Source organism: Lacinutrix algicola, assembly GCF_001418085.1.
Classification (GTDB): Bacteria; Bacteroidota; Bacteroidia; order Flavobacteriales; family Flavobacteriaceae; genus Lacinutrix; species Lacinutrix algicola.
Genome location: NZ_LIQH01000039.1, coordinates 117770 through 139957 on the forward strand (window position 1 = coordinate 117770; position 22188 = coordinate 139957).

The 22188-nt window shown below is 31.9% G+C and carries 20 protein-coding genes; 11 read left to right on the plus strand and 9 right to left on the minus strand.

Annotated features, from left to right (window positions below; genetic code table 11):
• Window positions 1-4: 4 nt before the first annotated feature.
• The 4 genes from ASC41_RS11495 (at window position 5) to ASC41_RS11510 (ending at window position 2732) form a co-directional block, all read left to right on the plus strand.
• On the plus strand, window positions 5-577 hold the full coding sequence (locus ASC41_RS11495; RefSeq protein ID WP_055436793.1) for a Crp/Fnr family transcriptional regulator: 573 nt from the start codon (window positions 5-7) through the stop codon (window positions 575-577).
• A 57-nt stretch (window positions 578-634) separates the two neighbouring features.
• Window positions 635-1378: an acyl-CoA desaturase gene (locus tag ASC41_RS11500; RefSeq protein ID WP_055436794.1), complete on the plus strand. Its 744-nt coding sequence runs from the start codon at window positions 635-637 to the stop codon at window positions 1376-1378.
• A gap of 113 nt (window positions 1379-1491) precedes the next feature.
• A complete protein-coding gene (locus ASC41_RS11505) occupies window positions 1492-2076 on the plus strand; it encodes a Crp/Fnr family transcriptional regulator (protein ID WP_055436795.1) in 585 nt (194 codons plus the stop codon).
• 95 nt (window positions 2077-2171) lie between these two features.
• Window positions 2172-2732 (plus strand): YceI family protein, encoded by a 561-nt coding sequence (locus ASC41_RS11510; protein WP_055436796.1) that lies wholly within the window; start codon window positions 2172-2174, stop codon window positions 2730-2732.
• 97 nt (window positions 2733-2829) lie between these two features.
• Here ASC41_RS11510 and ASC41_RS11515 read toward each other — a convergent pair whose 3' ends face one another.
• The 4 genes from ASC41_RS11515 to ASC41_RS11530 all read right to left on the minus strand — a co-directional run bounded on the left by ASC41_RS11515 (window position 2830) and on the right by ASC41_RS11530 (window position 7386).
• Window positions 2830-4131, minus strand: a complete 1302-nt coding sequence (locus ASC41_RS11515) for a patatin-like phospholipase family protein (protein ID WP_055436797.1) — start codon at window positions 4129-4131, stop codon at window positions 2830-2832.
• A gap of 227 nt (window positions 4132-4358) precedes the next feature.
• Window positions 4359-4847, minus strand: a complete 489-nt coding sequence (locus ASC41_RS11520; RefSeq protein WP_055436798.1) for a peptide-methionine (S)-S-oxide reductase — start codon at window positions 4845-4847, stop codon at window positions 4359-4361.
• Complete coding sequence (locus tag ASC41_RS11525) at window positions 4838-5782, minus strand: aldo/keto reductase (protein WP_055436799.1); 945 nt, start codon at window positions 5780-5782, stop codon at window positions 4838-4840. The genes ASC41_RS11520 and ASC41_RS11525 overlap by 10 nt, the downstream gene beginning before the upstream one ends.
• Before the next feature lie 41 nt (window positions 5783-5823).
• The gene (locus tag ASC41_RS11530; RefSeq protein WP_055436800.1) at window positions 5824-7386 is read right to left on the minus strand and encodes a protein adenylyltransferase SelO; all 1563 of its coding nucleotides are present in this window, start codon (window positions 7384-7386) and stop codon (window positions 5824-5826) included.
• Between the two features lie 521 nt (window positions 7387-7907).
• On the opposite strand from ASC41_RS11530, the gene ASC41_RS11535 reads away from it, so the two are divergent.
• Together ASC41_RS11535 and ASC41_RS11540 are read left to right on the plus strand one after the other, a co-directional pair.
• Entirely contained in the window at window positions 7908-8669 is a 762-nt protein-coding gene (locus ASC41_RS11535) for an NYN domain-containing protein (RefSeq protein ID WP_055436801.1), read from the plus strand.
• 115 nt (window positions 8670-8784) lie between these two features.
• Window positions 8785-9852: a proline iminopeptidase-family hydrolase gene (locus ASC41_RS11540; RefSeq protein WP_055436802.1), complete on the plus strand. Its 1068-nt coding sequence runs from the start codon at window positions 8785-8787 to the stop codon at window positions 9850-9852.
• A gap of 17 nt (window positions 9853-9869) precedes the next feature.
• Here the strand turns inward: ASC41_RS11540 and ASC41_RS11545 are convergent, their stop codons facing one another.
• The gene (locus ASC41_RS11545; protein WP_055436803.1) at window positions 9870-11105 is read right to left on the minus strand and encodes a multidrug effflux MFS transporter; all 1236 of its coding nucleotides are present in this window, start codon (window positions 11103-11105) and stop codon (window positions 9870-9872) included.
• A gap of 63 nt (window positions 11106-11168) precedes the next feature.
• Between ASC41_RS11545 and ASC41_RS11550 the strand changes: the two genes are divergently transcribed.
• From ASC41_RS11550 to ASC41_RS11570, 5 genes are all read left to right on the plus strand, one after another.
• Window positions 11169-11615: a DUF1572 family protein gene (locus ASC41_RS11550; protein WP_055436804.1), complete on the plus strand. Its 447-nt coding sequence runs from the start codon at window positions 11169-11171 to the stop codon at window positions 11613-11615.
• Window positions 11616-11827: 212 nt separating this feature from the next.
• Entirely contained in the window at window positions 11828-13597 is a 1770-nt protein-coding gene (locus ASC41_RS11555) for an ABC transporter ATP-binding protein (RefSeq protein ID WP_055436805.1), read from the plus strand.
• A gap of 134 nt (window positions 13598-13731) precedes the next feature.
• On the plus strand, window positions 13732-15180 hold the full coding sequence (locus ASC41_RS11560) for an alkaline phosphatase PhoX (protein WP_055436806.1): 1449 nt from the start codon (window positions 13732-13734) through the stop codon (window positions 15178-15180).
• A gap of 1 nt (window position 15181) precedes the next feature.
• Window positions 15182-16963, plus strand: coding sequence for a cytochrome-c peroxidase (locus ASC41_RS11565; RefSeq protein ID WP_055436807.1), 1782 nt, complete (start codon window positions 15182-15184; stop codon window positions 16961-16963).
• A gap of 18 nt (window positions 16964-16981) precedes the next feature.
• On the plus strand, window positions 16982-17605 hold the full coding sequence (locus tag ASC41_RS11570) for a MarC family NAAT transporter (protein ID WP_055436808.1): 624 nt from the start codon (window positions 16982-16984) through the stop codon (window positions 17603-17605).
• Between the two features lie 26 nt (window positions 17606-17631).
• Here the strand turns inward: ASC41_RS11570 and ASC41_RS11575 are convergent, their stop codons facing one another.
• From ASC41_RS11575 to ASC41_RS11590, 4 genes are all read right to left on the minus strand, one after another.
• The gene (locus ASC41_RS11575) at window positions 17632-19173 is read right to left on the minus strand and encodes an acyl-CoA carboxylase subunit beta (protein ID WP_055436809.1); all 1542 of its coding nucleotides are present in this window, start codon (window positions 19171-19173) and stop codon (window positions 17632-17634) included.
• A 98-nt stretch (window positions 19174-19271) separates the two neighbouring features.
• The gene (gene accC, locus ASC41_RS11580) at window positions 19272-20711 is read right to left on the minus strand and encodes an acetyl-CoA carboxylase biotin carboxylase subunit (RefSeq protein ID WP_055436810.1); all 1440 of its coding nucleotides are present in this window, start codon (window positions 20709-20711) and stop codon (window positions 19272-19274) included.
• Between the two features lie 142 nt (window positions 20712-20853).
• On the minus strand, window positions 20854-21339 hold the full coding sequence (locus tag ASC41_RS11585) for an acyl-CoA carboxylase biotin carboxyl carrier protein subunit (protein ID WP_055436811.1): 486 nt from the start codon (window positions 21337-21339) through the stop codon (window positions 20854-20856).
• Window positions 21340-21487: 148 nt separating this feature from the next.
• Complete coding sequence (locus tag ASC41_RS11590) at window positions 21488-22180, minus strand: PrsW family intramembrane metalloprotease (RefSeq protein WP_055436812.1); 693 nt, start codon at window positions 22178-22180, stop codon at window positions 21488-21490.
• Window positions 22181-22188 lie beyond the last annotated feature (8 nt).

Below are 22188 nucleotides of genomic sequence, written 5' to 3' on the forward strand. Positions count from 1 at the left end.
GAATATGGTAAACATTAGAGAATACATAGAGAAAACAGTTGCTATTTCTGATAAAGATTGGCAACTGTTTTCATCTAAATTAGAAAATAGAATCTTCAAGAAAAAGAGCGCTATTGTTAGTGTTGGAGAGACCGAAAACTATATTTCATTTATAGACGAAGGTATCGCACGCTTTTTAATTCCGAAGGAAGAAAAGGAAAAAGACATTACATTTGGTTTTTGTTTTAAAAACGAATTTGTAAGCGCTTACGATTCTTTCCTTACCAGAAAACCATCATTATACAGATTAGAAGCCTTAACAGAGGTTTCCATGTGGAGTATTTCGTATGACGATTTACAAGAGGTTTACGAGAAAAGTTTTGCCGGTAATGTTATTGGTCGCTTGTCTTCAGAGCGGTTATTTCTTATAAAATCTAAAAGAGAACAATCCCTTTTAAACGAAACTGCCGAAGAGCGTTATCTTAATCTTTTTACAGAACGACCAAACCTAATAAAAGAGATTCCATTAAAATACATCGCGTCTTATATTGGTGTTACAGCACAAGCCTTAAGCCGCATTAGAAAGCGAATTTCTTAACTTAGGTTCATTGTGTAAACCATTATTAGCACCGACCTTTGCGAAAAGCAAAAGACTATGATGATTATAATATTAATAATAACACTTTGGTACTCAGGACTGTTTTTTCAAACGTTCTTTTTACACCGTTACGCGGCACACCAAACCTATACAATGTCTCCTGCAATGGAGAAAATATGTTACGTATTAACATGGGTAACACAAGGTTCTAACTACTTAAGCGCCTATGGTTATGGCGTAATGCATAGAATGCACCACGCGTATGCAGATACCGAAAAAGATCCACACTCACCAAAATACGATGCAACTGTATTTTCTATGATGTGGCGTACAAAAAACATTTACCAAGACATAAATAACAAAAGAATTGCAGTAGCAGATAAGTTTACTAAAAACGTTCCACAATGGGAAGGTTTTGATAAATTTGCAAGTTCAAAATTTTCTAGACTAGGTTGGGCTACAGCTTATACTGTGTTTTTTATTGTGTTTGCAACAGCTTGGTGGCAATGGTTATTTCTACCTATCGCCTTTTTTATGGCACCAATTCATGGTGTAATAATTAATTGGTTTGCACATATTTATGGTTATGTAAACTTTAAAGTTAACGACACTTCTAAAAACTTATTACCATTCGATTTTTTAATGATGGGAGAAGGTTATCACAATAACCATCACACACATTCTGGTCGTGCTAATTTTGGAGTAAAATGGCATGAGGTAGATTTTACATATTTAATTATGGTAGTTTTAGATAAATTAAGACTGATTAAACTTAAAAAATCGACTGTAAAAGTATCTTAATAGTAGACTATATTTTAAAATAAGAGTAATTGTATTTAATACCAATTACTAAAGAATTAAGCCATTATTTGTAATGGCTTTTTTTATATTTGTTAGGCAATCAAAATATAATAATGAATAGCCAACCACTCTTATCTTACATTAATAAAATAATAACATTAACAGAAGAAGAGGAAACTTATTTTACTTCAAAAATAGTCTATCGTAAGTATTTAAAAGGGCAGTATATTTTACAGCAAGGAGATGTAAATAATAAAATATGTTTTATTATATCGGGATGTGTTAAAATGTTTTATGTAGACGATTTAGGGCAAGAACATATTCTTATGTTTGGTGTCGAAAATTGGTGGGCTTCAGATTTAGGAAGTTATATTTCGCAAGCACCATCAGACTTTAATGTGCAATGTATTGAAGACACAGCATTAATTCAAGTGGCGTATAATGATATTGAAGACTTGTATTCTAAAATTCCAAAGCTAGAGCGTTGTTTTCGTATAATAATCGAGAAAGCGTATGTTGCTTCACAAAAAAGAATTGTCAGAAATTTTAGTATGTCTGCAAAAGATAGATATTTAATTTTTAAAGAAAATTATCCAGAAATAGAACAGCGCATTCCACAATATATGGTAGCTTCTTATTTAGGTGTTACTAAAGAATTTTTAAGTAAAATTAAGAGTCAGATTGCTACAGAACAGTAAATGTTAATCTAGATTAACATTATTTAATAAACTAGGTCATCTTTTATGTTCTATTGTTGTGAGATCTTTGTGGCATAATATAAAAACATAGAAAAATGAAAAAAGTTTTAACAGCAATTATAGCATTTGCAGCATTTACATCAACAATTGATGCACAATCAAAAACTATTAACACAGCAGATAGTAAAGTAGTTTGGAAAGGTTACAAAGTAACTGGTTCTCACGAAGGAACAATTAATTTACAATCTGGAGATTTAGCTTTTAAAGACGATGTATTAACAGGAGGAGCGTTTGTTATAGACATGACGACTATTAGCGCTACAGATTTAGAAGGTGAATACAAAGGGAAATTAGATGGACATTTAAAATCAGACGACTTTTTTGGAGTAGAGAAATTTGCAACAGCAAAGTTAGTATTTACAAAAGCAGAAGCTTCGGGTAAAAACTCATACACAGTTACGGGAGATTTAACTATTAAAGGAAAAACAAATCCAGTAACAGTAAATGTATCTGTATATGGAAGTAAAGCAACTGCAACATTAAAAGTAGACAGAACAAAATTTGATGTAAGATATGGTTCTACTAGCTTTTTCGATGGTTTAAAAGACAAAGCAATTTACGACGAGTTTGATCTAGTAGTAGACTTACAGTTTTAAGCAAACCGTATTTCTATAAACAGAATAATAAATATTAAAAAACCAGAACAGCAATTGTTCTGGTTTTTTTCGTTTAATATATTCTGGTTTTAGCTTATCACTCAAACAAACTCACACAATACAATTTTACTTGTATTTCGGTTAAAACCGAAGCATGATTTATTAAAGCATCAATCTCTTCGTCTTTTAAAGGCGTTAAATTAGTACTTACACCTCTTGCAATTTCTAGTTGCACTTTTGTATTCGCATTAGCAATTATAGCTTTGTAGTCTATACTCGCTTTTAACTTGTTTTTAATGGTAGTCCAATCTTTATTGGTAATATCTGTTTCTGTAATGTTATGGTGCTCTAAAACCTGAGGTAAAATAATACCATCTTTAACACCATCTATAAATTTAGGAATAGAATTTTCAATCTCCCAACCAAGCGATTGGTAGGCAATCTCACGTTTTTGGTTGTTATGATTCTCATATAGATATTGTACCATTTGTAGGTTTTTAATCCTATTCATAAACACTTCGCTGGTTCTAATAAGCATGGTTAACGTATTTCTATACGAGTTTTTAAAAGGCATCGCATTTCCAGCATCGCTAATAATAACAATCTGACTTCCATAAGCACTTTTGGTCTGCGTAATTTTATGCGCACCTTGGTTATCGTAAACACCACCATCTACTAATCGTGGTTTTACACGCTTGGTATCTTCGATAGTACTAAAAAACTTTTTATCAATTTTAATAGGAGTAAACACAAACGGTACAGCCGTAGAAGCTGCAACAGCTCGAGCGATAGGAAAATTATCCGACTCAAATTTTATAGGTTCATCATCATCCGAAGGAAAATCGTAAGCCGAATCTCCCATAGTATCATTACTAAACGTAAACAAGCGCCCACTTTCTAAATTTGTAGTATTTATAGCAAACCTAACGTCTTTACGTAAATGCTTTAGTGTTTTGTTTTTAAAGAAAAACCTATTATACATCCTTTCGTTTAACTTGCTAATAGGGAAGAGGTTAAACTGAAACAATAAAAACACAATAATTAAAGCAATTAGCAAACCAAAACTAGACCAAGCATAACCATTAGCCAATAAATAGAGTATAGTTAACACCCAAAAAAGAGACGCAATAAACACTAATATAAAGCGCCAAGAAGACAAAACACCTTTAATAACACTACGTTTTACACCTTTTCTAATGGTATCCTCGAAAGCCTCAAAATCACCTTCATGTAAACCATAAGTTGCTCCAGTAATAGAACCACCAGAATTAGTAGAAATAACATCAACCGTATCAAGTATTTCTAATTCCTTAAGTTTCTTTAAAGTCCCTAAATGGTAAATAGTCGCACGATAACCACCACCAGATAAGCTTAATCCTATTTTTTTGTTGTTTTTCATAAGAATTTTCGGCCTTAGCAGAAATTTCGTAATTCCCACGAAAGTGGGAAACTCAATAAATTAATATTTTCTAATAATAATTTGGGCATTACCTTTTGCCTAAAAAAGGCAAAACGTCAGGCTTTCACAAGTCGCTCTCTGCGAGGAGCTCCAACAATTGTTCAATCCTTAATGCATAAAAAATCACTCCATTTAAACTGTCATTGCGATCCCGATAACTATCAGTATTACAATGACGCATAATTCGAGAATTTCTTTTTTATAACCTCTAATTTAGGATTAATAAATTGTTTACAAAACGGTTTAGCAGGATTTTTTAAATAGTAATTCTGAAAAGCTTCTTCCGAAGCTTTAAATGCTGAAAACGGATAAACCTGTGTAATAATTTTTTTATTAAACTGTTCTTGAAAATTATCAAGTAAAGCTGTAGCTTCTTTGTTTTGACTGTCTGAAAAACTATAAATAGCCGATCGGTATTTTTTTCGCATAGAATGATTACTCGTACTTTTATGTGTTAGTAAATGCACTTCTATTAAGGTTTTTAAAGTAATGTCTTCAACTTGAAAATGCACAATTACAGCTTCAGAAAAACTACTGTTTTCATCTATAGAAGCCACAAAGCCTTGTTCTACTTTTTCTACACCTTTTAACGATTGAAACACTGCTTCTGTACACCAATGGCAACCACCACCAAATGCTACTTTTGTTAATTCCATTGTAGATTCTTTCTTTCTGTCCAATACAATTCGGGAGTCGTTTTAAAAGTGTTTAATAACTCGATATCGGTTTTAGAAAGAGAAAAAGAATTCGCTTTTAAATTTTCGTCTAATTGATCGCTATTACTCGCTCCGCTTAAAACAATACTTTCAGGAATTGTTTGCTCACAATATTTTAGTGAAATAGCATCTACGCCGACTTTATATTTATCAGATAAAGTATCTAAAACAGTATATAGCGCTTTATAATGAGGGTATTTGTTATTCTTAAAAACACGACCATTTGCCACAGCTTCTTTAATAACAATCGATTTGTTTTGTTTTATTAATTCATTAGAAATATCGCTTAAACTTTGATCTAAAAAATTATACGTCACTTGAAACATATCGAACAATTGTTCACCATCAACCAATACATTTAAAGCTTCTTTTATAACTTCAACCTGGTTCGTTCCTGTTGTAGTTAATCCTATTTTTAAATTGTGTTCCTTTTTTAAAAATGCCAATTGTTTTAATACAGCTTCATTTTTTAAAACACCAGTTTGCAAAGTCGCGGAATGAATTTGATAGACTTTTAAATAAGGGAAAAACTGTTTAGAGACTTCCCATTGCTCGATTAGTTTCTCTAAGCTATGTTCTTTTACTTCGTGAACTTTTGCATTAGCATTAAAATTAGCAACATAGGTGTATCCCCATTTAGTTGCGATTTCAATACTAGAATCGTTTTTGGTTTTTAACCATTCTATAAGTAAATCTTCAGCCAAACCATAACCTGGAGCGGTGTCAAAATACCTAATACCTAAATTGTAAGCATTCTCTAAAACAGAAAAACTATGTTTTCTAAAGGTTTCAATATTAGAGTTGTTAGCTTGCTTTTGACGTATGTTGATATATTGTGGTCTTCCAAGAGCCGCTGTTCCTAATCCTAATGTCATATTTTAAATTTTGATGTCAATTTTACTGAGTAAAGTATAGCTTATGAACTACAAGATAGCATAGAACAACCGACTTTATGTCTCGCCCAATCTGGACGTTTTACAAACCATTTTTCGTTTTCTGGTTGCTCATCGTATGGTTTTTTTAGAAGATTGAATAAATTATCTATTAACTTGTAATCACCTCTGTTAGCATCGTCTATTGCTAATTGTGCTATATAGTTTCGTAATACGTATTTAGGATTCACTTTGTTCATTGCAAGCTTTCTATCTTCAAAAGAAAGTGTTTCATTTTGTAAGCGTTTAGCATAACTTTCAAACCAAGTATTCCATTGTTGTTCAATAGTACTGGTTACTTCATCTAAAAGATAGAAAGCATCTTTAATAACGGTTAATCCTTCGGAAGGTTTAATAGCAGAGAAATTACTTAAATTTCTAAAAAAGAGTGTCATATCAGTTTCAGTTAACTGTAAAACGGTTTCTAAACTAGAAATAAGTTCTGCATCGTTGGTTTCTTCAGTATGTAAACCTAATTTGCTTCGCATCATGCTTATATATTGAGAAGATGCTTTTTCGAAGTATCCATTTAAAATAGCTTCTAAGCCTTTGGCTTCTCCAATTAAAGGATATATAGCGTTTGCTAATTGGTATAAATTCCAATGGCCAATGTCTAATTGCGACCCAAAACGATAGCGTTTATATTGGCTATCTGTTGTGTTTGGTGTCCAATCGAGATCGAAACCTTCTAACCAACCATAAGGTCCGTAATCTATAGTTTGACCAAGAATAGATAAGTTATCGGTATTCATAACACCATGTACAAAACCGACACGCTGCCAATGTACAATCATTTCTAAAGTACTATTTGTTACGGCTTCAAAAAACTGTAAATAGCTGTCTTTATTTGGTTCTCCTAAATACGAAAAATGATTGTTTATGGTATAATCGACAAGTGTTTTTAAAGTCTCATTATCTTGTCTAGCCGCTAACAATTGGTAATTACCAAAACGTAAAAAGCTAGGAGCAACACGACAAACAATAGCACCTTTCTCGTAAGCAGCATTACCATTGTAAAGCATATCTCTTAAAACTTGATCTCCAGATATAGCTAAGGATAATGCTCTTGTTGTAGGTACTCCTAAGTGATACATAGCTTCGCTACACAAATATTCGCGCACAGAAGAACGTAACACGGCTAAACCGTCTGCCGTACGAGAATAAGGTGTTTCTCCTGCACCTTTTAATTGTATTGCCCAATGTTTATTATTGTGTTCAATTTCGGTTAAATTTATTGCACGACCATCTCCTAATTGCCCAGCCCAATTTCCAAATTGGTGTCCACCATAACACATAGCATAAGGCTTGGTATTTGGTAAAACACTATTTCCAGTAAAAACGTTTAGAAAGTCTTCACTTTTAGCATCTGCTTCGGTAAGACCTAAATTTTTAAGCATTTCTGGGGAGACGTGGAGTAGTTCTGGTTTTGCGGTTTGCTTTGGTGTAACATAAGAGAAACAAGCCTTTTCAACCTGTCTTCTTGTGTTTTCAAGAATAGGATCTGCTGGTAATTCTTTATTAAATCTATCTTTTATATTTAGTTGCATTCTTGTGCTTTCTGTTTCTATTCAATTTTTACTTTTAGTAAGTAATTGTACTAATATAAGAACAAATTACGACAGCCTAATAAGCATCTTTTATAAGTTATTATTTACTTTTTATAACTGATACATTTTTAGAGTCTTGACTTGTTATTTTATAATTGGTCGTATGATTTAGAGTTTAATTTCAATAGCTAATGTTATAGTAAAAGTTAGTATTGTATTTATGTAAAAAAATAAAATCATTTTAAATAAACTATCATCGAAACCATTCACTATATTTAATCAATCAAATTAAAAATAAACATTAAAACATAAAGTTATGGCAAAGTCGCAAGATTCTAAAAAGAATGTAAAAAAAGAAGCAGCATTATCTCCTAAAGAAAAAAAGGCAGCTAAAGCAGCTAAAAAAGCAACAAGAAAATAATATATAAATTATAAAATTTTAAAAACCACTCTAATTTAGAGTGGTTTTTTGCTTTAAAGCAATTATCTTTATGTGTGTATAACAATTACTTTTTAAATTTATGGATATAAAACTTGCAGTACTTATAGATGGAGACAATATACCATCAGCGAATGTAAAAGAAATGATGGAGGAAATTGCTAAATATGGCAACCCAACAATTAAACGTATTTATGGAGATTGGACTAAACCTAATTTAAATAAATGGAAAAGTTTATTGTTAGAAAATGCAATTACACCAATTCAACAATACGGTTACACTACGGGTAAAAACGCGACCGACTCTGCAATGATTATTGATGCTATGGATATTTTATATTCGGAGAAAGTTGATGGTTTTTGCTTAGTCTCTAGTGATAGCGATTTTACAAGGTTAGCAACACGACTACGAGAGGCAGGAATGAAAGTGTATGGTATTGGAGAAAAGAAAACACCAAATCCTTTTATTGTAGCCTGTGATAAGTTTATTTATATCGAGATTCTAAAAAAGCAAGCATCGGAAAGCGAATTAGAATCTGTAGATAAATCGATAGCTTCTAAAAATGACTATGATAAAATTACCCAAAAAGAAATTCAATTTATTGCAGCAACTATAGATGATGTTGCCGATGATGATGGTTGGGCTTTTTTAGGAGATGTTGGTGGTTTATTACAGAAAAAGCAACCTAATTTTGATTCTAGAAATTATGGGTTTCAAAAATTAACTCCATTAATAAAATCTATTACAGCTTTTGAAATTGAAAGACGAGAAGATTCTAGAGGTCATAAAAAACTAATTTATGTAAAGCTAATTGAGAAGAAAAATAAAGCTCGAAAAAAATAAGTTTAGTCTAGTTTATATAAAATGATAAATAGTAATTTCATGTTATTATTAGCTAAATAGACATGGTTTTAATCAAATATTTATTTGCTTAACTTAGTATTCTAATACCTGTTATATGAAAACCAAAACCAAAATCTTATATCTTAGTTTAATTATTGTAATATGTTTTAACTGTAAAAAAGAAGTTCAAGAACATGTTATAGTACAGAGTACTTCCGCAGAAAACTATTTAATCCCTAATAAAGAAGATCAGTTTCTTGGTGGTATAAAAATGATACCAATCCAAACACCAAAAGGCGAATTTAATGTTTGGACTAAGCGTGTAGGTAATAATCCAACCATGAAAGTATTATTGTTACATGGAGGACCAGGAATGACACATGAGATTTACGAATGTTTCGATGGGTACTTTCCACAGGAAAATATAGAATACTATTATTACGACCAATTAGGATCTTATTACAGCGATCAGCCAAAAGATTTAAGTCTTTGGGATTTAGACCGTTTTGTAGAAGAAGTAGAGCAGGTGCGTATTGCTTTAAATTTAGATAAAGACAACTTCTATCTTTACGGACAAAGTTGGGGAGGAATTTTAGGTATGCAATATGCCTTAAAATATCAAGAAAATTTAAAAGGATTAATAATCTCTAATATGGTAGCTTCTATACCAGATTATCAAAAATATAGTGATGAAGTACTAGCTCCAAAAATGAATCCGGAAGTTTTAAAAGAAATTTTGAAATACGAAAATGCCGAAGATTACAGTAACCCAAGATACATGGAGCTTATTGTAAATAACTATTATACAGAACATGTTATTAGAATGCCTGTTGACGAATGGCCGGAACCTATTAATAGAAGTTTTAAACATTTAAATACAGATGTTTATGTAACAATGCAAGGCCCAAGTGAATTTGGAATTAAAGGTAATGCTACGCTTAAAAATTGGGATATTAAAGATCGTTTAAACGAAATTATAGTGCCAACCTTAACTATTGGTGCAACTCACGATACTATGGACCCAGAACATATGGAGTGGATTAGTACAGAGGTACAAAATGGTAGTTTTTTATTATGCCCAAATGGGAGTCATTTATCTCAATTCGACGATCAAAAAGTGTTTTTTGAAGGCTTAATACAGTTTATTAAAGATGTAGATTATGGTGAATATGAAAACCAATAGTGCTACTACATAAATAATTATGCTAAAGCTAGTTCTCTATCTCTTAAAATTCGCATTCTAATGAAAATTAATAGAGAGAGTCCACCAAAAACAACAAAACCAAGAAATAGAGGTAGAGCAGTCTCTTTTACATAGCCACCAATAAAGTTTGCAATTGGTACAGCCATTATTGTAGATGTAAAACCAGTTATAGCAGCTCCTATTCCTGCAATATGCCCAATAGGCTCCATTGCAATAGCTCTAATGTTTCCGAAAAGAAAACCTATTGTAAAAAACTGAATAGCCATAAAAATTAAGATAACTACTAGTGATGGATTTGTTGCAGCATTCCAAAATAATATCACGTACAATAAAGAGTTTAAGCAAAATACAATAGTTGCTATAAAAGATAAACGCCACATACCCAAACGCATTACAAAAGAGCCGTTTAAAAAAGTGGATAAACCAATACCAGCAGCTAAACCGGCAAAAATATATGGAAACTCGTCTACCAAACCATATTGATTTTCAAAAATAACTTGAGAGGCGCTTAAGTACACAATAAAAGCACCAGATATAAAACCAGAAATAACAGTGAAACCCATTGTTATTTTATGCTTAATTAATTCTTTTAAACCGTCTATAAAAACATGTTTGCTAAACTTAATTTTATATTCTAGTTTTAGTGTTTCTGGTTGTCTTTTCCAAAACCAAATACTTACTACCAATGACATAATTAATTGCACATAAAAAATGCCTCTCCAATTGTAATGGTTCAATATAAATTTACCCATCATAGGAGCTATAACAGGAACTAGAATAAAAAAGGTTGTTACAAAAGACATAATTTTTGCCATGTAATCACCTTTAAATTTATCTCTAATAATAGCTATGGCAATAGTTCTAGGTGCAGATAAACCTATACCTTGTAATATACGACCAAAAATCATCCACTCTAAACTAGGAGATGATACACACACAATACTACCAACAGTAAAAACACTAAAACCGATGTATACTATTGGTTTTCTTCCAAAACTATCAGACAGTGGTCCAAATAATAATTGTCCAAAACCTAAGCCTAGAAAAATCATGGTAATTAGTAATTGGTTGTTACCAGTATCGACACTATTAATATCTATACCTATGTAAGAAATTGCAGGTAATATTGCATCTATAGCCAAAGCAACAATAGACATTAAAGAAGCCATTAATGCTATGAATTCAAATTTAACAGTTTGTTTTGTTTGTACTAGAGGTTGGTTATCTTGCATGGTACAAAAGTAATTTAATTATTAACCATATTTGGAATTCAAATCTTAATAAAAAATTAAATAATGATAGTAGAAAGTTTAATAAAACTCTTTAAAAGAGACTTAAATATTTTAATTACTGAAATTGAAGCATATAAAGATGAAAAGAACCTTTGGATTACTACCGAAGCAGTTAAAAACTCAGCAGGAAACTTAGGTCTGCATTTAGTAGGTAATTTAAATGCTTTTATTGGTGCTGCATTAGGTAATACTGGCTATGTAAGGCAAAGAGATTTAGAGTTTTCGCTTAAAAACGTTCCGAAAGCAGAGTTAATTAAGCTAGTAGAATATACTATTATTGTTGTTGAAAACACTTTAAATTCACTATCGGAAAACGACTTGAAAAAGGAATATAAACGTCGTGTAAATGAAGATATAATGAATACAGAGTATTTTTTAATACACCTAACAATGCATCTCTCTTATCATTTAGGGCAAATAAATTATCACAGAAGATTATTAGATAAATAGCTTTTAAACTATAAGTTTTAGCACTATTAATAATATAACTATTTGATAATTTAAATTTTAATACGAAGGAGTGTAATGTTGAGTCTATTAAAAGAAATAAACAAGCTTTATTTAATATTATATAGAGTTTATTATCAATTAACAAAACATTAAATTATTAGTAGAAGTTTATTGCTTTTTTCGAGCGTATCTTTGCGTAACAATTCTATAATATGCGACATTTAAAAACTCAAGATTCTAAAAATAAAACCAAACCAAAAGTAACCTTAAAGCAAGCGTTTAAAACCATTATTTGGCCTAGACGTAAATTGGTGTTTATTGGGTTAGTATTAATAATAGTTAAAAGTATCTCTGGTTTAATACTGCCTTGGCAAAGTAAAGTATTATTAGATGATGTCGTGCCAAGTGGAGATTCAAGTAAACTATGGACGCTTATTCTTATTGTAATTGCAGCAATAACAGTGCAAGCAGTTACCTCTTATTTACTTACAAAAATATTGAGTGTACAAGCGCAATACCTTATTTCAGAGCTGCGTGCTCAAGTACAAAAGAAAGTATTATCACTCCCTATTAGTTTTTTCGATAATACAAAATCGGGTGCTTTAGTTTCTAGAATAATGACAGATGTAGAAGGTGTAAGAAACCTTATTGGTACAGGTTTAGTACAATTGGTTGGTGGTACATTTACCGCAGTTGTTTCTCTAGTAATCCTAATTAATTTAAATCCATGGATGACACTTTTTGTATTCGTCCCTTTATCAATTTTTGGAATAATAGCACTAAAAGCCTTTAAATACATAAGACCAATTTTTAGAAGCAGAGGAAAAATTAATGCTGAGGTTACAGGTCGTCTTACCGAAACGTTGGCTGGTGTTAGAGTAATTAAAGCTTTTAATGCCGAAGAACAAGAAAATGTAGCTTTCGAAAAAGGTGTAGATAAATTGTATCAAAATGTGAAAAAGAGTTTAACGGCTACGGCTTTAATGACGAGTTCTTCAACGTTTTTAATTGGTGTTGCTACTACCGGAATTATGGGAATTGGTGGCTATTATATGATTCAAGGTGAAATGACCACAGGAGATTTTCTTTTCTTCACTTTAGTGTTAGGTTTTATGATTGCTCCAATTATTCAAATGAGTAATATTGGAAGTCAGTTAACCGAAGCGTTAGCAGGTTTAGACAGAACAGAAGAGCTTATGAATATGGCTGCTGAAGATGATGACGAAAACCGAACGGTAGAACTAGAAAATGTTAAAGGTGATATTGCATTTAATAATGTCAATTTTTCTTACGAAGAAGGAAAACCGGTATTGCATAATATAGATTTTAAGGCACCATCTGGTTCTGTAATTGCTTTAGTTGGAAGTAGTGGATCGGGTAAATCGACAATAGCAGGTTTATCTGCAACATTTTTAAATCCAGAATCTGGACAGATAACTATAGATGGTAAAGATTTATCTAAAGTTAAACTGAATAGTTTTAGAAAGCATTTAGGTGTTGTTTTACAAGACGAATTCTTATTCGAAGGTACAATACGCGAAAACATTATGTTTCCAAGGCCAAATGCAACAGAAGCACAATTACAAGCAGCAGTTAAAGCAGCGTATGTTAATGAATTTACAGATAGATTTGATGAAGGCTTAGAGACTTTAATAGGAGAAAGAGGAGTGAAGCTATCTGGAGGACAAAGGCAGCGTATTGCCATTGCAAGAGCGATTTTAGCAGATCCTAAAGTTATTATTTTAGATGAAGCAACCTCGAATTTAGATACTGAAAGTGAAGCACTAATTCAGAAAAGTTTATCTCAGTTAACAAAAAACAGAACTACAATTGTTATTGCACACAGATTGAGTACTATTCGTAAAGCAGATCAAATTTTGGTTATCGAAGCAGGTAAAATTGCAGAACGTGGTAACCATGACGATCTTATTGCAGCTCAAGGCAGATATTACGATTTATACACTTACCAGGCTAAGATTTAGTAACTATTAATTGATGTTAAATTTACAATTTACACTCGCTTAAACTAAGCTTAATGTTTAGATGTTTTTAATTATACATTGTGTTAATGTCGTTTGTTTTGCTTTGTAGCAAATAACAAACCATAAAAAATACAATGAAAAACTATTTTAAATTATCCTTAGGATTTTTATCACTTTTGGCTTTAGCATCTTGTAAAGAAGATGATAATAGTGTTGAAGTAGAAAACGTAAATTTAGTAGAGTTAAAGGCTAGGTCTATAACTCCATCGTTTTTAAATCTTTCTTCAGAGTTTAGTAATGTTAATATTTATCCTCTATTAACTTCAGAAGATCAATTAGAGCAATCACCAGATTTTGTATACGGTTCTATGGCAGATGGCGCTGGTTTATTAAAAAATGACGATGGTACATTTACATTAATAAATAATATAGAAGCAGATTATGCAATTGCACGTATAGAATTAGATGAAACCTTTAAACCGGTAAAAGGTGAGTATATTTTAAATGCTAATGCAACAGCATCTACAGCACAATGTTCAGGATCTTTAGTAACACCTCAAGAACATGGTTTCGGACCATTGTATTTATCAGGTGGAGAATGGGGAGGAGCAAGTAAAGGTGTTTTTGCAACAGATCCTTTTAAAAGCTCGGGCAATTCATCATTTGCACAAATGCTTCCAACTTTAGGTCAATGGTCAACAGAAAATGCTGTTGTAATTGGTAAAGAAGCATATGCCGATAAAACGGTAGTATTTATTGGAGATGATCATGCTGATAATGAAGTTCCTTCAGGTCAATTAGGAATGTATGTTGGTAATCGTGGTGATTTATTTGGAGGTCAATTATATGCTTTACGTGTTACAGATGATACTGTAGATTTTGAAGTTGATATGCAAGAAGGCCAATCTTATAATATTGATTTTGTTCCATTAGAGGAAACAGAAATTAGTATGTTAGATACAGAAGCTAAAACTAAAGGAGCAATGGGCTTTTCTAGATTAGAAGATATTGATTGGAGAAGAGGTTCAGCTGTAAATAACAGAGAAATCTATTTTTGTGTTACAGGAAGAAAAAAACCAGGATTAGTAGGTAAAGGAACAAGTTACGGACGTGTTTATAAAGTAACTTTAAATGAAAACGATCCATCTTCAGTAGGAACAATTACTTGTGTACTTGATGGAGATTTAGAAAACGGAAAAGCTAAAATGTTTCACAGTCCAGATAATATTTTAGTAACAGAAAACTACGCGTACATTCAAGAAGATCCTAATGGTTATTTTGATACTGCAGATAAGCAACATTATGCTCAACTTTACCAATACAATTTAAATACTGGAGTTTTAAAAACGGTTTTAGAATGTGGACAAGATAATGCAGCAGCTCAAGGTTATGGTACAAGTAATAGTATTTGGGAGCTAACAGGAATGATAGATATATCTGAAACTGTTGGTGTTGATGAAACATTCCTTTTAATTACACAAAACCATGGATGGAATAATAATTTCACAGATCCAAATGCAAATGCTACACCTGCTACAGGAGAAGGAAGTATGCTTTTTACTATAAACGGATTAGAAAGATAGTATGTTATTTTTTAATAATAAACTTAACAAAACACGCACATTTTGTGCGTGTTTGTTTTTATTCTTGTTTCTAGGTTGTAAACAAGAAAAGGAAACCTTAGAAGTAGACTCGCTTTCGATATTAGAAGCTCATTATAAAACAAAACTAGAGCAATGTATTAGTCAGTTAGAAACCATAGAAGCTGCTACAAGTAAAGATGAAGCTATTGTTAACTATAAAGAAGCAAGAGCAACTTTTAAAACATTAGAACCAATTTTAGCATTTGTAGATAAAGACAATTATAAGTTTTTAAACGCACCAAATATTCTTAAAATTGAAGAAGAAGATGCTACAGATATTAAAATAAGGCAACCTAAAGGATTTCAAGTTTTAGAAGAATCTTTATTCGATGATACTATTGCTTTAAATCAGATAAAAAAAAATGTAAAAACTACTAAAAACCGCTTAGGGTTAATACATAAGAATACGAAGCTAAATTTAAAGAAGCATCACGTAATATGGCTTATTAGAGATCAAATTGCGCGCGTAGCCTTAACAGGTATTACAGGTTTCGATTCTCCTGTTTTAGAACAATCTCTAGCAGAAGCACAATTATCTTATAAAACTATTAATACCATTTTAGAAATTAGTAAAGATCATTTTATTAATAAGGATCTTTTAAAAGGATGGCAAGATGAAATAACTAAAACCATTATAGATTTAAATGAAGAGTTTGTAGATTTTGATCGTTATAGCTTTATTAAAAACCATACCCATAAGCAATTAGAGCTCCTGGTAAAGACGCAAAAAGATTGGCAAGTAGTATTTCCTTTTGAACTTGCTTTTTCTAATAATATGACTTCTTTGTTTTCTAAAGAAACGTTTAATGTAAATTATTTTAGCGACAGTAATAAGCCTGTAAAAAACGTAAAAGAAAAAATAGCATTGGGTAAACAACTGTTTAACGATGAAAACTTATCAGCGACTAAAGATATGAGTTGTGCTACTTGTCATCATAAAGACAAGGCGTTTACTGATGGAATGGTTGTTTTTCCAAAGCAAAAACGGAATACACCAACATTAAATTATTCATCTCTGCAACAAAGTTTCTTTTACGATGGAAGAGCAGGAAGTTTAGAAGGACAAATTATAAGTGTGGTTGATAATGAAAATGAATTTCATACTAATTTGGAAAATATTACCGAAGCAGTTTCCAAGAATTCAGAATATGTAAAGACCTTTAATACACTCTACAAAAAAACTACAGATAGAGAAATAAGGCACGCCATAGCAACATACATTAGAAGCTTAAATACCTTTAATTCTAAATTTGATAGAAATATTAATAATGAAGAAAATACACTTACAGAAAGTGAAATTAATGGTTTTAATATTTTTAGTGGCAAAGGAAAATGTGCGACTTGTCATTTTGCTCCAGTTTTTAATGGTACAGTACCACCAGCATTTAATGAAAGTGAAATGGAATTATTAGGCGTACCAAATTCTACAGATTTAGATTCTAAAGTAAGTAAAGACCTTGGGCGTTATCATGTTTTTAAAACAAACGAGCGTAAATTATTTTTTAAAACTCCAACTATTAGAAATATTGAGAAAACAGCACCTTATATGCATAATGGCGTTTATTCCTCTTTAGAAGAAGTGGTTACATTTTATAATAATGGAGGTGGAGCAGGCTTAGGATTTGATTTAGAATACCAAACATTACCAACAGATAGTTTAAATCTTTCAAAAAACGAAATTAAAGATTTGGTTAACTTCATGAATAGCTTAACCGATAATTAAATACAATATATTACAACAATGGAGTTATTTTTAGTCGCTTTTGGCGCATTATTTTCAATCATGAATCCTTTAGGAACAGTACCTGTTTTTGTGGGATTAACAATGGATCATACAAAAAAAGAACGTGCAATTACTGCGTTTTGGACCGCAATAGATGTGCTTATTATTTTGTTATTATCTTTTTTTGCAGGTAAGTATATTTTGGCTTTTTTCGGGATTAGTTTAAATGCTTTAAAAATCGCAGGAGGTTTAATAATTGCTTCTTCTGGTTTTGCTTTATTAACAGGTAAGTTTAGAGAGCATAAAGGTATGAAACGTCAAAAAGTACAAGACGATATTCATAGTAGAGAAGCAATAAGTTTAACACCATTAGCAATACCAATGCTAGCAGGTCCTGGAACTATTTCTTTGTTAATTACCTATAATCAAGAATTTGAAAAAGCTTATGAAATTGGTATTATAGTTGGAGCAGTTATACTCGCAACATTAACTATTTACTTAGTACTTAAAAGTGCACATATAATCGTGAAGTTTTTAGGAGCTTCTGGTATAAATGCACTTTCAAGAATAATTGGGTTTATAGTTATTGCAATAGGCGTAGAGTATATAATCTCCTCGGTTACTGCAATATTTGGCTTATAAGCCTTAAATATGACATTAAATATAATTTATAACGGAATGTTACCATGTTTACGTTTAGGTCTTTCTACCTCTTTATTTTCAAGCATTGCAAACGCTTTTATTAGTTTTCGTCTGGTATCTTTTGGTAAGATAACTTCATCTATAAAACCACGTTCTGCTGCACTATAAGGGTTTGCAAAAAGCTCAGCATATTCTGCTTCTTTTTCTTTCCATTTTACTTCTTTGTCATCAGCTGCATTAATTTCTTTTTTAAAGATAATTTCTGCAGCACCTTTGGCTCCCATAACAGCAATTTCTGCACTTGGCCAAGCAAAGTTCATATCACTACCAATATGTTTAGAGTTCATTACATCGTAAGCACCTCCATAAGCTTTACGTGTAATTACAGTAATTCTTGGTACTGTAGCTTCACTAAAGGCATATAAAAGCTTTGCACCATGCACAATAATACCATTCCATTCTTGGTCTGTTCCCGGTAAAAAACCAGGGACATCTTCTAAAGTAAGAAGAGGAATATTAAAAGCATCGCAAAAACGAACAAATCGTGCTGCTTTTTTTGAGCTGTTTACATCTAAAACACCAGCTAAATACATAGGTTGGTTGGCAACTATACCAATACTTCTTCCGCCTAAGCGTGCAAAACCAACTAGAATATTTTCGGCATAATTTTTATGTATTTCGTAAAAGGAATCTTCATCTATAATTCCAGCGATAACCGAATGCATATCGTAAGGTTGGTTTGCATTGGCAGGAATAATAGTCGATAAACTCTCTCGTACTTCATCTTTTAGTTTAAAAGGAAGTAGAGTAGGTGTTTCGGTATTATTTTGTGGTAAATAGCTTAATAGTTTTTTTACATCTTCTAAGCATTCTATATCGTTAGAAGATGTTTTATGAGCCACTCCAGATTTTGTAGAATGTGTACTTGCTCCACCAAGTTCTTCACTTGTAACTTCTTCATTAGTTACTGTTTTTACAACGTTTGGTCCAGTTACAAACATGTAACTTGTATCTTCTACCATAATGGTAAAATCCGTCATTGCAGGAGAGTAAACCGCTCCTCCAGCACAAGGCCCCATTATTGCAGATATTTGTGGTATTACACCAGAAGATTGTACATTTTTGTAGAAAATATCGGCATAACCACCAAGCGAGCGCACACCTTCTTGAATACGTGCACCACCAGAGTCGTTTAAACCAATTATAGGCGCTCCAACTTTAAGAGCCAAATCCATAACCTTGCAAATTTTCTCGGCATGAGTTTCGGAAAGTGAGCCACCAAAAACGGTAAAATCTTGAGCAAAAACGTAAATAAGTCTTCCGTTTACGGTACCATAACCAGTAACAACACCATCACCATAAAACTGTTGCTTATCCATACCAAAGTCTTTGGTTCTATGGGTTACTAAAGCTCCAATTTCTTCAAAAGAACCTTCGTCTAGTAAATACATAACGCGTTCTCTGGCGGTTAGTTTTTTCTTTTCGTGTTGTTTATCTATTCGTGCTTGTCCGCCACCTAAATAGGCTTGAGCAAGTTTTTCGTTAAGATTTTTTATTTTAGATTCCATATTATTTTCAATTTTGTCATTCTGCGATATTATGCAGAATCTATATTATGTTATTGCGGATTCCGTATCAAGTACAGAAAGACAATTTATATTTTAAATTAATTAGGTACTCGTAATAACTTCTGATCTTCGATATATTGTTTTACAGCAATAAGCGCAGCAATTTTTGCTTCTTCATCCTGCTTGCTTTTTAAAGATTCCGCTGAATAATATTTTTTTACAAAGTGCGTATCAAAATTACCGGAACGGAAAGCATCATGCTCGCAAACAAAACTTCCAAAAGGCAATGTTGTTTGGATACCTTCTACTTGATAGTCTTGTATTGCCTTAATCATAAGCTCAATGGCTTCCTCTCTAGTTTTTCCGTAGGTAATCAATTTAGCCAACATTGGATCGTAATAAATAGGAATATCCATGCCTTGTTCGAAACCATTATCTACTCTAATATTATCGCCAACAGGTAATTTATAAACTTCTAGATTTCCTACACTTGGTAAAAAATCGTTTAAAGGATCTTCGGCATAAACACGTAATTCTAGTGCATGGCCTTTAATTTTTAAGTCTTCTTGTTTTATAGGAAGTGCTTCACCTCTTGCAACACGAATTTGCAACTCTACTAAATCTGTTCCTGTAATTAATTCGGTTACAGGATGCTCTACTTGTAAACGTGTATTCATTTCAAGAAAATAGAAATTTTTATCATTATCTAATAAAAACTCAACAGTTCCGGCACCAAGATAATCGCAAGATTTAGCCACTTTTATGGCAGCTTCTCCCATTTGTTCTCTTAATTCGGGTGTTAATACAGCAGAAGGTGCTTCTTCTACAACCTTTTGGTGACGACGTTGTACACTGCATTCTCGCTCAAATAAATGAACAACATTGCCGTGAGCATCTGCCATAATCTGTATTTCTATATGCCTTGGAGAGGTTACATATTTTTCTATAAAAACCGAACCATCACCAAAAGCATTTACAGCTTCACTAATTGCTCTATCCATTTGCGAGGTAAAATCGGCTTCTTTTTCTACAACACGCATGCCTTTTCCTCCACCTCCCGCAGAAGCTTTAATTAAAATAGGAAATCCAATTTGTGTTGCTAGTTTTTTAGCTTCAGGTATATCTGTAATTGCCTCGTCTGTTCCAGGAACCATAGGTATATTATAAGCTTTTACAGCTTCTTTTGCCGCTAGCTTAGAACCCATAATTTTAATGGCTTTAGATTTTGGACCAATAAATATGATGTTATTTTTTTCGCAAGCTTCAGCAAAATCAGCATTTTCAGATAGAAAACCATAACCAGGATGTATAGCATCTACATGTAAACTTTTTGCGACCTCAATAATTTTATCTCCTAATAAATAGGATTGATTAGAAGGTGCTTCGCCAATTAAAACAGCTTCATCTGCAAACTTTACATGTGGTGCATTTCTATCTGCAGTAGAGTAGACTGCAACTGTTTTAATTCCCATTTTTTTTGCAGTTTGCATCACGCGAATTGCAATTTCTCCTCTATTTGCTATTAGTATTTTTTTCATCGATAAATTTATTTATCGTTCCCGTGAAAACGAGAATCTATTTGTTTTTTATTTCCGTAACAAGGAAATCTTATTTTTAATTCATTATAAGTTCTTGATACATTTTGCTTATTTCTTCGCAAAATATTAGAACTGATAGTATTTATTCAAACTCAATTAATAAATCGTTTTTATCTACAGCATCTCCTTTGCTTACAGATATAGATTTAATAATACCATCTCTTGGCGAAGTGAAAACGTTTTCCATTTTCATAGCTTCTAAAATTAAAAGCGGCTCATCTTCTTTAACTTCTTGTCCAACGGCTACACTAATGTCTAATATGAGTCCAGGCATTGGTGCTTTGATGTCGTTTATCTGCTTTGTAGCTCCAACCTCAAAGCCCATTTTTGTTATTAATTCGTCTAAATCATTTTGAATTAAAACAGAATAAGTATTGTTATTGACTTTTACTTTGTATGTTTTATTGTTGAAATCACCTTCAATAATCTCGGCTTTAAATGGCGTGTTATTTTGAAGGATATGAAATTTAGACGAAGAAACTTCTATAGTATCTAAAGCTGAAACATCATTATTGGTAATATCAATTTCTGTAGTAGTATTGACCTTTACTTTATAGGATTTATTCATTTTATTCAATTTAAATGCAAGTAAATATATGTATAATATAGAAATCCATAATACAGATTAATATATTTTATGAAAGTTTGTTAATTAGTAAATGGACTGTATTTTGAAACGTATAATAATAAAAACACTATTAAACTCTTAAAATTCATCAAGAAATAGGTTCAAAATCGTCTTTAAATACAGAACTGTTTTGATGGTATTTAATAGCTTTTCTAGATAGAAAGATTCCAATAGCAAGAGACACAAAAGCACCAACCCAAATACCTGGAACAAAGTCTATAAATAAGAAAAAGTCGTAAGTGCCATGAAACAAAGCAGCAAAAAATAAACCTAATAGATTTAAGTATAATTTATTAGGTGCAAATTTTGCTTTACCCATAAAATAACCCATTATAATTCCGAAAGTAGCGTGCGCTGGCACTGCCGTAAATGCTCTCGCTAACGCTGTTGCTGGTCCGCTTTGCATAACATACATAATGTTTTCTGTCGCAGCAAAACCCATAGATACCATTACGGCATATACAATACCGTCGAAAGGTTCGTTAAATTCTTTACGACGTTGAGCAAATAGTAATACAATTAAAAATTTACTTAATTCTTCAGAAAAACCAACCACGAAATAGGCTTGTTTAAATTGCTCCCAAATACTTAATTCATTTTCTAAAGGTACTAGTATGTTAAACGCATAATAGAGTAGTGTGGTTATAATAATACTAACAATGGCACCTAATAAAAACGATATTAATAATAAGCGTATTGGTTCTTTCTCGTATTTATCCTTTAAATAGATGTAAAATATTATAATAACAATTGGCGCTAATGCCATTAAGAGTAGTTGCATAATTCAAA

Excerpts from the sequence above, each read along its gene's own strand:
- ASC41_RS11495 (WP_055436793.1), top strand. The coding sequence starts at position 5 with ATGGTAAACATTAGAGAATACATAGAGAAAACAGTTGCTATTTCTGAT.
- ASC41_RS11500 (WP_055436794.1), top strand. The coding sequence starts at position 635 with ATGATGATTATAATATTAATAATAACACTTTGGTACTCAGGACTGTTT.
- ASC41_RS11505 (WP_055436795.1), top strand. The coding sequence starts at position 1,492 with ATGAATAGCCAACCACTCTTATCTTACATTAATAAAATAATAACATTA.
- ASC41_RS11510 (WP_055436796.1), top strand. The coding sequence starts at position 2,172 with ATGAAAAAAGTTTTAACAGCAATTATAGCATTTGCAGCATTTACATCA.
- ASC41_RS11515 (WP_055436797.1), bottom strand. The coding sequence starts at position 4,131 with ATGAAAAACAACAAAAAAATAGGATTAAGCTTATCTGGTGGTGGTTAT.
- ASC41_RS11520 (WP_055436798.1), bottom strand. The coding sequence starts at position 4,847 with ATGGAATTAACAAAAGTAGCATTTGGTGGTGGTTGCCATTGGTGTACA.
- ASC41_RS11525 (WP_055436799.1), bottom strand. The coding sequence starts at position 5,782 with ATGACATTAGGATTAGGAACAGCGGCTCTTGGAAGACCACAATATATC.
- ASC41_RS11530 (WP_055436800.1), bottom strand. The coding sequence starts at position 7,386 with ATGCAACTAAATATAAAAGATAGATTTAATAAAGAATTACCAGCAGAT.
- ASC41_RS11535 (WP_055436801.1), top strand. The coding sequence starts at position 7,908 with ATGGATATAAAACTTGCAGTACTTATAGATGGAGACAATATACCATCA.
- ASC41_RS11540 (WP_055436802.1), top strand. The coding sequence starts at position 8,785 with ATGAAAACCAAAACCAAAATCTTATATCTTAGTTTAATTATTGTAATA.
- ASC41_RS11545 (WP_055436803.1), bottom strand. The coding sequence starts at position 11,105 with ATGCAAGATAACCAACCTCTAGTACAAACAAAACAAACTGTTAAATTT.
- ASC41_RS11550 (WP_055436804.1), top strand. The coding sequence starts at position 11,169 with ATGATAGTAGAAAGTTTAATAAAACTCTTTAAAAGAGACTTAAATATT.
- ASC41_RS11555 (WP_055436805.1), top strand. The coding sequence starts at position 11,828 with ATGCGACATTTAAAAACTCAAGATTCTAAAAATAAAACCAAACCAAAA.
- ASC41_RS11560 (WP_055436806.1), top strand. The coding sequence starts at position 13,732 with ATGAAAAACTATTTTAAATTATCCTTAGGATTTTTATCACTTTTGGCT.
- ASC41_RS11565 (WP_055436807.1), top strand. The coding sequence starts at position 15,182 with ATGTTATTTTTTAATAATAAACTTAACAAAACACGCACATTTTGTGCG.
- ASC41_RS11570 (WP_055436808.1), top strand. The coding sequence starts at position 16,982 with ATGGAGTTATTTTTAGTCGCTTTTGGCGCATTATTTTCAATCATGAAT.
- ASC41_RS11575 (WP_055436809.1), bottom strand. The coding sequence starts at position 19,173 with ATGGAATCTAAAATAAAAAATCTTAACGAAAAACTTGCTCAAGCCTAT.
- accC (WP_055436810.1), bottom strand. The coding sequence starts at position 20,711 with ATGAAAAAAATACTAATAGCAAATAGAGGAGAAATTGCAATTCGCGTG.
- ASC41_RS11585 (WP_055436811.1), bottom strand. The coding sequence starts at position 21,339 with ATGAATAAATCCTATAAAGTAAAGGTCAATACTACTACAGAAATTGAT.
- ASC41_RS11590 (WP_055436812.1), bottom strand. The coding sequence starts at position 22,180 with ATGCAACTACTCTTAATGGCATTAGCGCCAATTGTTATTATAATATTT.